This is a genomic window from Rhodococcus triatomae, assembly GCF_014217785.1.
In the GTDB taxonomy this organism is placed as follows: domain Bacteria; phylum Actinomycetota; class Actinomycetes; order Mycobacteriales; family Mycobacteriaceae; genus Rhodococcus_F; species Rhodococcus_F triatomae.
Window position 1 is genome coordinate 2,008,675 of sequence record NZ_CP048814.1, and the last position, 11,777, is coordinate 2,020,451.

At 70.0% G+C, this 11,777-nt stretch carries 12 protein-coding genes; 9 read left to right on the plus strand and 3 right to left on the minus strand.

Going from position 1 to position 11,777, the window contains the following annotated elements; genetic code table 11:
- The first annotated feature begins 7 nt into the window (after nt 1-7).
- The 4 genes from G4H71_RS09440 (at nt 8) to G4H71_RS09455 (ending at nt 2,762) form a co-directional block, all read left to right on the plus strand.
- Nucleotides 8-523, plus strand: a complete 516-nt coding sequence (locus tag G4H71_RS09440; RefSeq protein WP_072737494.1) for a hypothetical protein — start codon at nt 8-10, stop codon at nt 521-523.
- Nucleotides 524-568: 45 nt separating this feature from the next.
- Nucleotides 569-1,243 carry a YcnI family copper-binding membrane protein gene (locus G4H71_RS09445; RefSeq protein ID WP_072737495.1) on the plus strand — a complete coding sequence of 225 codons (675 nt, stop codon included), beginning with the start codon at nt 569-571 and terminating at the stop codon, nt 1,241-1,243.
- A gap of 92 nt (nt 1,244-1,335) precedes the next feature.
- Nucleotides 1,336-1,821, plus strand: coding sequence for a copper resistance CopC family protein (locus G4H71_RS09450; protein ID WP_072737587.1), 486 nt, complete (start codon nt 1,336-1,338; stop codon nt 1,819-1,821).
- Nucleotides 1,822-1,823: 2 nt separating this feature from the next.
- Entirely contained in the window at nt 1,824-2,762 is a 939-nt protein-coding gene (locus tag G4H71_RS09455) for a CopD family protein (protein ID WP_072737496.1), read from the plus strand.
- Here G4H71_RS09455 and G4H71_RS09460 read toward each other — a convergent pair whose 3' ends face one another.
- Together G4H71_RS09460 and G4H71_RS09465 are read right to left on the minus strand one after the other, a co-directional pair.
- The gene (locus tag G4H71_RS09460; protein ID WP_072737497.1) at nt 2,763-3,497 is read right to left on the minus strand and encodes an ABC transporter ATP-binding protein; all 735 of its coding nucleotides are present in this window, start codon (nt 3,495-3,497) and stop codon (nt 2,763-2,765) included.
- Nucleotides 3,494-4,540, minus strand: coding sequence for an ABC transporter permease (locus G4H71_RS09465; RefSeq protein ID WP_072737498.1), 1,047 nt, complete (start codon nt 4,538-4,540; stop codon nt 3,494-3,496). The genes G4H71_RS09460 and G4H71_RS09465 overlap by 4 nt, the downstream gene beginning before the upstream one ends.
- Nucleotides 4,541-4,731: 191 nt before the next feature.
- Between G4H71_RS09465 and G4H71_RS09470 the strand changes: the two genes are divergently transcribed.
- Complete coding sequence (locus G4H71_RS09470; RefSeq protein WP_246442324.1) at nt 4,732-5,913, plus strand: sensor histidine kinase; 1,182 nt, start codon at nt 4,732-4,734, stop codon at nt 5,911-5,913.
- The gene (locus G4H71_RS09475; protein ID WP_072737500.1) at nt 5,910-6,527 is read left to right on the plus strand and encodes a response regulator; all 618 of its coding nucleotides are present in this window, start codon (nt 5,910-5,912) and stop codon (nt 6,525-6,527) included. Before G4H71_RS09470 ends, G4H71_RS09475 begins: the two co-directional genes overlap by 4 nt.
- A gap of 75 nt (nt 6,528-6,602) precedes the next feature.
- Here G4H71_RS09475 and G4H71_RS09480 read toward each other — a convergent pair whose 3' ends face one another.
- A complete protein-coding gene (locus G4H71_RS09480; RefSeq protein WP_072737501.1) occupies nt 6,603-8,156 on the minus strand; it encodes a succinic semialdehyde dehydrogenase in 1,554 nt (517 codons plus the stop codon).
- 320 nt (nt 8,157-8,476) lie between these two features.
- Here G4H71_RS09480 and G4H71_RS09485 point away from each other — a divergent pair, with 320 nt between their 5' ends.
- The 3 genes from G4H71_RS09485 to G4H71_RS09495 are packed head-to-tail and all read left to right on the plus strand — an operon-like array spanning nt 8,477 to nt 11,688.
- Entirely contained in the window at nt 8,477-10,024 is a 1,548-nt protein-coding gene (locus G4H71_RS09485) for an acyl-CoA carboxylase subunit beta (RefSeq protein WP_072737502.1), read from the plus strand.
- A gap of 24 nt (nt 10,025-10,048) precedes the next feature.
- The gene (locus G4H71_RS09490; RefSeq protein WP_139183229.1) at nt 10,049-11,281 is read left to right on the plus strand and encodes a lipase family protein; all 1,233 of its coding nucleotides are present in this window, start codon (nt 10,049-10,051) and stop codon (nt 11,279-11,281) included.
- A 23-nt stretch (nt 11,282-11,304) separates the two neighbouring features.
- Nucleotides 11,305-11,688: a DUF5313 family protein gene (locus G4H71_RS09495; RefSeq protein ID WP_072737503.1), complete on the plus strand. Its 384-nt coding sequence runs from the start codon at nt 11,305-11,307 to the stop codon at nt 11,686-11,688.
- Nucleotides 11,689-11,777 lie beyond the last annotated feature (89 nt).

The following is an 11,777-nucleotide window of genomic DNA, read 5'->3' on the forward strand; positions in this document are numbered from 1 at the left end:
TGCTCCCATGAACCACCGCGCACCCGTTCGTCCGCCTGCCGCCTTCCGCGGCGCGGCGGTGGGTGCGCTCTCCGCGGCCCTGGCCGTCGCCGCGCACGGTGCCGGCGGCGGTGGACTGCCGCAGTCGTCCTCCCTGACCCTGCTGGCCGCGGCCTGCGTCGGTCTCGGCGTCCTGGTCGCCCAGTACTCGGCGCGGGGCGCGCCGGCCACCGCCGTCGCCCTCGTCGCCGGCCAGTCCCTCGGGCACCTCGTTCTCGCGGTCGAGACCCCCGGCCACGCACTGCTCCCCGGCGCGGTGATGCTCTCCGCGCATGCCGCGGCGACCGTGGTGTGCGCGATCGCCGTGTCCACCGTCGAGCAGCTCTACGGCCCGATCGTCGCGGTGTGGCGCGCCGTCTTCGCGACCCGGCCTTACCCGGTGACGGCGCCCCGACACGTCCCCCCGACGTCCGATCATCACCTCCCCGTCGTCGCACTGCTACGCGCGAGCATTTCGCGACGCGGCCCACCGATTCCCGCCTGATCTCTCTCCCACACCTCACTTCACCCCTCAGGCAGGAACCTCGTCATGAAGTCTCTCTCCTCGCGTGCCCTCGTCACCGCCGGTGCGGCGGCGAGCGCGCTGCTCCTCGGCGCCGGCGTCGCATCCGCTCACGTCACGGTCGTCGCCCCGGGCGCCGAACAGGGCGGATACTCCGTCCTCACCTTCCGCGTCCCGACCGAATCCGACACGGCCTCCACCACCTCCGTCCGGGTGGAGCTTCCCGAGCTGAAATCCGCTCGTACCGAACCGGTCCCCGGATGGACCTCGGTGATCGAGAAGGACCCCACGTCGCAGGCCGCCACCTCGGTGACCTGGACCGCCGATCCCGGTGTCGGCGTCGAGCCGGGCCAGTTCCAGCAGTTCCTCCTCTCCGCCGGCCCGCTGCCCGACACCGACGAGGTGTCGTTCCCCGCCGTCCAGACGTACAGCGACGGCGAGGTCGTGGCGTGGGATCAGCCGATCGGCGACGACGGCTCCGAGCCGGACAAGCCGGCACCGACGCTCGCTCTGGCCGCCTCGAGCGGCGACGGACACGGCCACGGGGTCGGCACGGACTCGTCGGCGGACCACTCCGCAGCCGAGACCACAGCCGACGCCACCGATTCCACCGCCCGCTGGCTCGGCGGCATCGGCCTGGTGCTCGGTGCGCTGGGTGCCGCACTCGGCCTCGGCGCCGTCCTCAGGGGACGACGGTCATGAGCGCGCGCCTGCGGGCCGTACCGGTCGGCGTGCACCTCCGGGCCGTACCGGTCGGCGTCCGCCTCCGGGTCGTCCTCGTCGGACTGTTCACCATGATCGCCACCACGCTCGGCGTCGGCACGGCCTCGGCGCACTCCGTGGTGACCGGTTCCAATCCCGCCGAAGGCGAACAGATCTCGGCCGGCCCCGACCGGGTGAGCGTCACGTTCAACGAGGCGCTGCAGGAAACCTTCCCCGCGTTGACGGTGGTGGGGCCGGACGGCAACCTGTGGACAAGAAGCGAGCCGTCGGTCGAAGGGGCGACCGTCAGCGCGGAACTGGGCGAACTCGGCCCCGTCGGCGACTACACCATCGCCTATCGCGTGACGTCCGCGGACGGGCACCCGGTGAACGGCACCATCACGTTCACGCTCACCGCGGAAGGCTCCGGCACGCCGGGAGCGCCCGCCGCCGGTGACGCCGCGGGCGATGCCGAAGGATCGAGCGGACTCCCGGTGTGGCCGTTCATCGCCGTCGGCGTCGTGGTCGTCGTCGGTGGCCTGTGGTTCGCGCTGCGCAAGCCGCGAGACGAGAACTGACCGTGGGTGCGGCGACGGCGCGGAGACTGCTGCTCGCCGTACCCACGTCACTGATCGGGGTCGGTCTGGCCTGGCTGCTCGCGCATCCGGCCGGACCGGCACCCGCCAGCGTGGTCCGGGTGCTCGCCGTGGGCCTGGGCTCGACCGTGCTCGGGCTCACCGCTCTCGCCTGGATCGGGCGGGGCGACCGCCGACCGCTCGTCGAACCCGCACGGCTGTGGCAACTGACGGCGGCACTGTCCGGTGCCTGGGCCGTCACCGAGATCGTGTTGCTGGGCCTGGGCGCGGCGGATGCCCGAGCCGGCGCGGTGTCGGGCTTGTCCGTCGCCCAGTTCTCCGAGTACGTCACGCACAGCAGTACCGGCCGGGTCGGCGTGCTCGTCGTCGTGCTCGTCGTCGCGATCTCCGTCGCATCGGCCGTGACGTACCGGCGGGAGTCGGCACCGTCCGTCGTACCCGTGCTCGTGCTCGGCGCGCTCGCTCTCGTGGTGCGCCCCATCACCGGACACATGTCGCAGCAGTTTCTCGGTTCGGCGCTGGACGCGGTCCACGTGCTCGCGGCGGCACTGTGGTTCGGCGGTCTCACGGCGCTCGCACTCACCGTCCGCTCCCGCGGAGCGTGGTCGGTGTGGCTGCCGCGCTACTCCACCCTCGCCTGGCGCAGCGTCTGGGTGCTGACGGTCACCGGCGTGATCGACGCAGTCGTCAAACTCGGTGGGGTGAGCCCGTTCTGGGATACCGGATACGGCCGCATCGTCTCCGCCAAGATCCTCGCCCTCGCTGCCCTGCTGGCGCTCGGCTGGTGGTGGCGGCGATCGTGGCTTCCGGACGCGGAGAGTCACCGCATATCGGCGGAGGTGTCCGCGCGGCGCGCGACCGTCGAGGTCGTCCTCATGGCCGTCGTACTCGGCCTCGCGGCCGCACTGGCCACCACGGGCTGATCAGGCTGCCGCGGTGGCGGTCTCGTCGATCTCGATACGTCCGTCCACGACTCGATAGACGATGTCCGTGCGGTGCAGGTGGCTGCGGTCGTGAGTGACGAGCAGGGTCGCTGTGTCCCGTTCGCGCACCACCGAGAGAATGAGGTCCATGATCGCGGCGCCGCGCTCCTGATCGAGTGCGCTCGTCGGCTCGTCCACCACCAGCAGCCTCGGGTCGTTCATCAGTGCGCGGGCGAGGTTCACGCGTTGACGCTGCCCGCCGGACAACTGTCCTGCCGTCTTGCCCGCGTGGTCGGCGAGCCCGACCGCCTCGAGCAGCTCCCGAGCCTTGTCACGCACCGCCCGTCGGGTCGCGGGAGGAACGACGAGCCGCTGACCGAGGTGTGCCGTCACCTCGAGCTGTTCGATCGCGGTGAGCGAGGAGAGCAGGTTCGACTGCTGGAACACCATGCCGATGTTCTCCCGGCGCACCCGCGTCGCCTCCCGGCGACCGAGCCTCGCCAGGTCGACCACACGGTCTCCGCGGAACCAGACGTGGCCCGAGTCCGGGCGGATCAGGGTCGACGCCACCGCAAGCAGGGTCGACTTGCCCGAACCCGACGGGCCGGTGACAGCGGCGATCTCGCCCCGCGCGAGCCCGAGGGACACCCGGTCGAGGGCGGTGATCCGGCTGTCCCCGTCGGGGAAGGTCAGCGTGACGTCGTCGAGGCGGAGGAGAGGTTCGGTGGTGGTCATCGTGCGCTCCCGAGTGCGGTGAGTGGATCGGTGGTGGACAGGAATCGCAGCGCGAAGGCCGCACCGAGCAGTCCCAGCCCGACGAGGGCCGCTCCGGGAATCAGGGTGGTGGACACGTCGAGAACGAACGGGACGGCATCACCCAGAACGGTTCCCATTGCCGCGGTCAGACCGATACCGATCCCGACGCCGGCGACCGACAGGATCAGGGCCTGGCCGAGCGCATCTCGGGCCAGTGATCCGGTGGTGGCGCCCAGGGCCTTCAAGGTGGCGATGTCGGGCGTCCGCTGAATCGTCCACACGGTGAAGAAGGCCCCGATGACCAGTGCGGAGATCGCGAACAGCATCGACGTCATCATGGTCAGTGAGGCATTCTCCGATTTGTACGAGCTGATCGCCTCGTAGGATTCGGCGACGGACGCCGAGAGAGTTCCCGCGGCTGCGTCCGCCGCCCCCGCGTCGTCCACCCCGGACACCGCGAGGACGGTTGCCTCGCCGCCGCGGGGGTTCTCGATCCGCCAGTCCGACAGCGACATCCACACGGCCGGAAGGTGGCTGTACCAGGTGTCCCCGTCTACCGCAGCCACCGTGAACCGGGTGTCGCCGATCGACACCGTCTGTCCGGCAGCCGCACCGAGTTCCTCTGCGGCCCCGTCGCTGAGAACGACGGTGCCCGGCGCGGGAAGTCGCTGCGCTCCCGTCGCGCCGTCCGCACCGAACAACGAGACGGTGGTCTGCGGACCCTCGCCCACGCCGGCCTTGCCGCGGCTGATTCCGATCGGCTCGACCGATTCGGCCGCCAGGCTCCACGCGTCCACCTGGTCCGGTGTCACGGTGGACTCGTCGAACGACGGCCCGGATCCGGTGTCGGCGAACACCAGCCGATCCGCCGAGATCGACTGGATCGCGGAGATGTTCTGATGACGCAACCCCGCGGTCAGACCGCTGAGGAAGCTCACCAGTAGCGCGACCAGCACGACCACGACCGCGATCAGTGCGAAGCGGCCCTTGGCTGCGCGTAGGTCCCTGAGTGCGACGAACACGTCGACGTCCTTTCCGGGAAGGGTGGATTCTCGGAAAGAGCACCGTCCGGCGCCTTCCCTTCCTCTACCTTGGCGCTGTGACCGGACCGTTCCATCGCACCTCGGAGGGGGACGCCGCCCGACGAAGGAAGGGCGGGCGTCTCCGACTTTCGATGGATGCCGCCCCGGCGGACGGAGATAGCCTGGATGGAGTGCACCGCCCCGCTCTCGATCCCGTCTTCGCCGGTATCCGGACCAGCCTTCACCTCCTGGTCGTGACGCTCGCCGGCATCGTGTTCGTCCGCGCGATCGTGCAGGACGCGCAGTACATGCCGGTGATCGCAGCGCTGTCGATCCTGTTCGTGGCGGTCTATCTGGCCGGTGCCTCGCAGCCGGTGTCCCGGCCGGGTGTGTGGTGGTGGCTCGCGCTGCTCACCGCGCTGTGGGTGGGACTCACCTTCCTCGCCGGTGACTCCGCCTACATCGTGTTCGGCCTGTTCTTCCTGTACCTGCATCTGCTTCCCCGCTTGTGGGGCCTGCTCGCCGTGGCGGCCTCGACGACGGTCGCGGTGGTCGGCGCGGCGATGCACAACGGATGGTCGGTGGCCGGGATCGTCGGCCCGGTGATCGGCGCCCTCGTCGCCGTCGGCATCGCCGCCGGGTATCAGGCGCTGTTCCGGGAAGCCGCCGAGCGCCAGCAACTGATCGAGGAACTGATGCGCACCCGGGCCGAGCTCGCCGCGCGCGAACGAGCCGCCGGGACCGCTGCCGAGCGCGAACGGCTCGCCGGTGACATCCACGACACGGTGGCACAGGGCCTGTCGAGCATCCAGCTGCTACTGCATGCCGCAGAGCGAGCAGCGCCCGACCATCCTGCGCTGGAACGGATCCGGCTCGCTCGCGAGACCGCCGCCCAGTCACTCGACGAAACCCGGCAGCTCATCGGCGATCTGACCCCCGCGGCTCTCGACGGACAGTCCCTCGCGGACGCACTCGAGCGGATCTGCAGACAGGCCGCGACGGAGACCCTGGACACCGCTTTCGTCGTCGAGGGTGCCGCGGTGCGGCTGCCGATGCCCGTCGAGGCCGCACTGGTGCGGATCGCCCAGGGGGCGGTGTCCAACGTCGTCCGCCACGCCGGCGCCGCCCGGATGGCCGTCACCCTCACCTATTCGGTCGACACCGTGACCCTCGACGTCGTGGACGACGGGATCGGGTTCGACGTCGACGTGATCGGCCGCTGCCCCGAGGAGCCCGCCGGCCCCACGTCGGTGTCGTTCGGCCTCGCCTCGACGCGCCGACGCGTCGAGGCGCTGCACGGCACCATGAGCGTCGAATCCGAGCCGGGGCTGACCGCCGTGGCGGTCTCCTTCCCGATCGGGGAGGAATCGTGATTCGGCTCCTGCTCGCCGACGACCACGCGATCGTGCGTGCCGGGCTGCGGGCCCTGCTCGACGGCGAGGGCGACATCACGGTGGTCGGGGAGGCGCCCACGGCGGACGCCGCCGTCGCCTTCTGCGCCACCGAGGAGGTGGATCTGGTGCTCATGGATCTGCGTTTCGGCCCCGGCCGCTCGGGGGTCGACGCCACCCGGGCGCTGCGCGCACTCCCCCGGCCGCCCGAGGTGCTGGTGGTGACGAACTACGACACCGACGCCGACATCCTCGGCGCCGTCGAGGCCGGAGCCGCCGGCTATCTGCTCAAGGACACCCCGCCCGCCGAACTCCTCACCGCGGTGCGGGCCGCGTCCGCGGGTGAGAGCGTGCTGTCACCGACGGTGGCGTCGAAGCTGATGTCCCGGGTCCGGCGACCGGAGACGAGTCTGACGCCGCGCGAGATCGAGGTGCTGCGGCTGGTCGCAGCCGGTCATTCCAACCGGGAGATCGGCAAGGAACTGTTCCTGTCCGAGACGACGGTGAAATCGCACCTCGTGCACATCTTCGGCAAGCTCGGCGTCCGTTCCCGCACGTCCGCCGTCGCCCGAGCCCGCGAGCTCGGCTCCATCTGACCCGCGCCCGGGCACAATGTCACACCGGTTCGATCTGAACGAACCGGTGTGACATCGTCCCAGGTGAGAGGGGCCCTAGCGGCCCGGGAGGTACTGCAGCGCCTTCACGAACGGCGGCAGGATCTTGGCCCAGATCTTCGGCGGGAGTCCGCGCGGGCCCCCGAGGTTGAGCACGCGGGTGGTGGCGACGGTCTGCGACTCGCAGTACTTGAGCAGTCCGTCCGGTCCGTGCCTGCGGCCGACGCCGGAAATGCCCATGCCGCCCATCGGTGCGCCGGTGGAACCCCAAGCCGGGGCGTAGCCCTCGTCGACGTTGACCGTGCCGGCGAGGATGCGGGCGGCGATGGCCTCACCCTCGGCCTTGGTACGGGCCCAGACCGACGCGTTGAGGCCGTACTCGGTGTCGTTGGCCGCGGCGACCGCTGCGTCGACGTCGGGAACGGGGTAGATCGACACCAGCGGTCCGAAGGTCTCGCTGCGGTAGACCTCGGCGTCCTCGGGAACGTCCGTGAGGACGGTCGGCTCGAAGAACAGCGGGCCCAGGTCGGGACGCGCCTTGCCGCCCGCGACGACGGTGGCCCCCTTGACGACGGCATCGTCGATGTGACCGGACACCGTCTTGACCTGGTCCTCGGAGACGAGGCTGCCCATCTCGATGCCGAACTCGTAGCCCGGGCCCACCTTCATGTTGCGCACTCGCTCACCGAACAGACGGGTGAACTCGGCCGCGACGGACTGCTCGACGTAGATGCGCTCGACGGAGATGCAGAGTTGGCCCGAGTTCGAGTAGCACGCGCGCACCGCGGCGTCGGTGACCTCACGCAGGTTGGCACCGGCGGTCACGATCATCGGGTTCTTGCCACCGAGTTCGGCGGAGAAGCCGATCAGTCGGCGACCGGCCTGCTCGGCGAGCAGGGCACCGGTCGCGGACGATCCGGTGAACATGAGGTAGTCGGTGTTCTCCACCAGTGCGGTGCCGACCACGGATCCCGGTCCGGGGACGACGGCGAACAGGTCGCGCGGCAGGCCCGCCTCGTACATGAGCTCGACGCACGCGAGCGCACAGTACGGGGTCTGGCTGTCCGGCTTGAGGACCACGGCGTTACCCGCGAGCAGCGCCGCGATGCCGTCGGACACGGCCAGCGTCATCGGGTAGTTCCACGGCGAGATGACGCCGACGACGCCCTTCGGGTGGTAGCGCACCACCGTCTTGGTGAGAAGCGGCAGCATGCCCTGCACCCGCTTCGGCTTCAGCAGCTTCTCCGCCGCACGCGCGTAGTGGCGCGCGGTCATCGCGATGTCGAGTACCTCTTCCTGCGCGGACGCGCGGGACTTGCCGCTCTCTGCCTGCGCCATGTCCATCAGCTCGTCCCGGTGCTTCAGCACCAGGTCCCGGTAGCGGTGGAAGATCGCGGCGCGCTCGGCGACCGGCCGACGTGCCCACTCCTTCTGCGCCGCCCGGGCCCGCTCCACCGCATCGATCGCGTCGGCCGCGGTGCCGATCGGGATCGTGGCGAGCTGGGTGCCGGTGAACGCCTCGACGACGGGGCGCGTGGGCCGGTCCGCAGCGTCCGGGATGGCGGCAAGGGCGGCGAGCCGCGAGAACGTCGCGGCGGTGGGAGCTGGCATGTCGTACCCCTACTGGTGAGTAGTTCTTCGAGTTACACCAAACCTACCTGGTTCGTGGCGCGTCTCACAGGGGCATCCTCCGACCGGTTCCGAAAGCCCCGACACCGCGCCCCGCAAGCCCCCGAGGACGGTGGCCGCGCGCCGCTGCAACCGGACCGCTGTGACTGGTCACCAACCTGTTCGACAGGGGTTTGCGACTGGGTCCAGCATTGTCGGTCACCCCTTCTCCGGGTCACGAAATCCTCCCTAGAGTTCACCCGGTCGCCGCGCCGATCCCCCGCGGATCCGGCGGCCGAATGCACTGAGAGAGGATCCACACGATGGCGAAGAGCACCGCCGCCCTACTCGCTGAACTGGAGGAACGACTCGAGCAGTCCCTCGAGCCCGGAAGCCCCTCCGCCATCGCCCGCAGGGACGAGAAGGGCCTGCTGTCACCCCGCCGCCGGATCGAGATGCTGCTCGATCCGGGGACGTTCATGGAGACCGGCCAACTCGCCAAGAACCCCGGCAACCCCGGCAATCCCTACGGGGACGGGGTAGTGACCGGTCACGGGCTGATCGACGGGCGGCCGGTCGCCGTCTATTCGCACGATCAGACGGTGTTCGGCGGCAGCGTCGGCGAGATGTTCGGCCGCAAGGTCGCGGCCGTCACCGAGTTCGCGGCGCGGGTCGGCTGCCCGTGCATCGGCATCAACGACTCGGGTGGAGCCCGGATCCAGGACGCCGTCACCTCGCTCGCCTGGTACGCGGAGATGGGCCGACGCCAGGTTCCCCTGCTCGGTGTGTGCCCCCAGGTGTCGATCATGCTCGGCAAGTGCGCCGGGGGCGCGGCGTACGGGGCGATCAACACCGACGTCGTCGTCGCCGTGGACGAGCAGGCCTACATGTTCGTGACCGGCCCGGGAGTCATCAAGGCCGTCACCGGCGAGGAGGTGAGCATCGACGACCTCGGCGGAGCACGGGCCCAGGCCGCGAACGGCAACGTCCACCACGTCGCCCCCACTGAGGAGGCCGCCTTCGAATGGGTGCGGCACTACCTGAGCTTCCTGCCGTCCAACCGGCACGACGTCCCGCCGATCGTCAATCCCGGCCTCGAACCCGAAATCACCGACAACGACCGGAAACTCGACACGTTCATGCCGGACTCGGACAACGCGTCGTACGACATGCACGACCTGTTGGTGAACATCTTCGACGACGGCGACTTCCACGAACTCGCCGCACAGACCGCGAACAACATCATCACCGGGTTCACGCGCGTCGACGGCCGCCCGGTGGGCGTCGTCGCGAATCAGCCGCTCGTGCTCAGTGGCGCGCTCGATCAGGCGAGCGCAGACAAGGCGGCCCGCTTCGTCCGGCTGTGCGACGCGTACGAGTTGCCGATCGTGTTCGTGGTGGACACTCCGGGATTCCTTCCCGGCGTGGAGCAGGAGCGCAACGGCGTGCTCCGCAGCGGTGGCCGGTTCCTGCTCGCCTTCGCCGCGGCGACCGTCCCGAAGGTCACCGTCGTGGTGCGAAAGTCGTACGGCGGCGGCTACGCGGTGATGGGCAGCAAACAACTGGGATCCGACGTCAACTTCGTGTGGCCGACTGCTCGAATCGCGGTCATGGGCGCTGATGCCGCAGTGGGAATGCTGTATCGGCGGGAGATCGAATCGGCCGGCGAGCACGGCGAAAAGTTGCGGAAAGAACTGGTCGACACGTATAACGAGAACGTCGCAACGCCGTACGCAGCCGCCGAGCGCGGCTACATCGACGCGGTGATCGAGCCGTCGACCACCCGTCTGGAAATCCGCCGAGCACTGAAGATCCTCCGCAACAAATCAGCAACGCCCGGATTCCACAAGCACCACCTTCTGCCGATCTGATTCGCCCGACAGAGAGCTTTCACGATGCGTTCGCCGTCTCGCCTCCTGCGCCCCCTCCGCCCACTCCGACTCCTCGCGATCACCTGCGCCGTCACCGCCGGTGCGGCGCTCGGTGCCGTCCCCGCGCACGCTGCACCCGTGTACCCGGTCGCGCTCCCCGACGCCTTCTACAGCCAGCCGCCGAATCTCGCCGACGCGCGGCCGGGCGACGTCCTGGACTCCCGCGTGATGCCGGCCCCGCCGCTGTTCCTCGACACCGACGCGGTGCAGCTGAAGTTCCGGACGACCAATTCGGAGGGAAAGCCGCTGGCGGCGGTCACCACGGTGCTCTCGCCCCGAGGTGCCGCCCCGAACCGGCCGGTGCTGTCGTTCCAGCACGTCGTCAACGCGCTCGGCCTGCACTGTGCACCCTCGCAGGCGCTGTACACCTCCGATCCCGACATCGTGATCCGTGAGGCACCCGCGCTCCACATCGCGCTGCAGCGAGGCTGGTCGGTCGCACTGCCGGACCACCTCGGCCCCAACAGCTCGTACGGCGCGGCTCGGCTCGGCGGGCAGATCACGCTCGACGGCATCCGGGCCGTGCGGAACTTCGAGCCCCTGCAGGCCGGGGAGAGCCCGGTGGCCGCGGCCGGGTACTCGGGCGGGGCCATGGCCACGTCGTGGGCAGCGGCCCTGGCACCGGTGTACGCCCCGGACATCCAGCTCGCAGGCAGCGCCTACGGCGGTACCCCGATGGATCTCACCTGGATGGCGGAGTCGCTCGGCTACGACTCCCACCCGGTGTTCGGCCTCGCGATGGCCGCCGCGCTCGGACTCGAACGCGAGTACCCGGACCGGATGCCGATCACGGAACAGCTCAACGACCGCGGGCTCGCCGTGCGGGACCAGATCGCGAACGGCTGCACCAACGAGATCATCCGCGGCGGAGCCGGACTCAGCGCCGGCCAGGTCGCGAAGTCACTGAGCCTCGCCGACGACCCCGAGACGCGCCGGGTCCTCGACGAGAACAGCCTCGTCCACTACACCGACAGCGTGCCGAACGCGCCCGTGTACGAGTGGCACGCGCAGACGGACTTCCTCATCTCCGTTCCGGCGATCGAGGAGACGAACCGGCGCTATTGCGCGGCGGGCGTATCCGTGACCTCTGCCGCGGTCCCGAGCCCGGATCACATGTCGGCCGCGGTGATCGGCCTCCCCGGTGCCCTGGACTTCCTCGACGCACGATTCGCCGGTAAGCCCGCGCCCCGCTGCTGACCCGTCGTCCTATCCTGGACGGTATGTCCGACCGGTCGCACCCCACCTTCACCCAGTACATCGGGTACCTGTTCGGTCGCACGCTGCCGCCGAGCATGCAGAGCTGGGTGCGGCGCGATCTGGTGGGTCCGGGTGCGACGGCGCGGTACCTGGCCCGCTTCGTCCTGCCGTCGTTCCTTCTCCTGCTGTTGTTCCTGCTCATCCCCGGGCCGATCTGGATCCCGCTGGCGATGATCGCGCTGCTGGTGGTGCCGCTGGCGTACTTCGCGATCGCGCTGATGAACATCTATCGCCGGCACCGGCTGCAGTTGCACGGCCTGGACCCGGATCTCGTCGGCGAGCGAGCCCAGCGCCGCGCGGACCGGGTTCGGGACGATTACGAGCGCAGACACGGCCGTTCCCTCTGAGTGCCCGCTCTCATCCCCGTTCCGCCGTCATTCCATAGGCGAACCCTTACGCCCCATGAGCCACTACGTCTTTGTGGTGTCCACCGGCG

Bases quoted from the DNA above. Each gene is read 5' to 3' on its own strand.
- G4H71_RS09445 (WP_072737495.1), top strand. From the start codon at position 569: ATGAAGTCTCTCTCCTCGCGTGCCCTCGTCACCGCCGGTGCGGCGGCG.
- G4H71_RS09460 (WP_072737497.1), bottom strand. From the start codon at position 3,497: ATGACCACCACCGAACCTCTCCTCCGCCTCGACGACGTCACGCTGACC.
- G4H71_RS09490 (WP_139183229.1), top strand. From the start codon at position 10,049: ATGCGTTCGCCGTCTCGCCTCCTGCGCCCCCTCCGCCCACTCCGACTC.
- G4H71_RS09480 (WP_072737501.1), bottom strand. From the start codon at position 8,156: ATGCCAGCTCCCACCGCCGCGACGTTCTCGCGGCTCGCCGCCCTTGCC.
- G4H71_RS09440 (WP_072737494.1), top strand. From the start codon at position 8: ATGAACCACCGCGCACCCGTTCGTCCGCCTGCCGCCTTCCGCGGCGCG.
- G4H71_RS09485 (WP_072737502.1), top strand. From the start codon at position 8,477: ATGGCGAAGAGCACCGCCGCCCTACTCGCTGAACTGGAGGAACGACTC.
- G4H71_RS09495 (WP_072737503.1), top strand. From the start codon at position 11,305: ATGTCCGACCGGTCGCACCCCACCTTCACCCAGTACATCGGGTACCTG.
- G4H71_RS09450 (WP_072737587.1), top strand. From the start codon at position 1,336: ATGATCGCCACCACGCTCGGCGTCGGCACGGCCTCGGCGCACTCCGTG.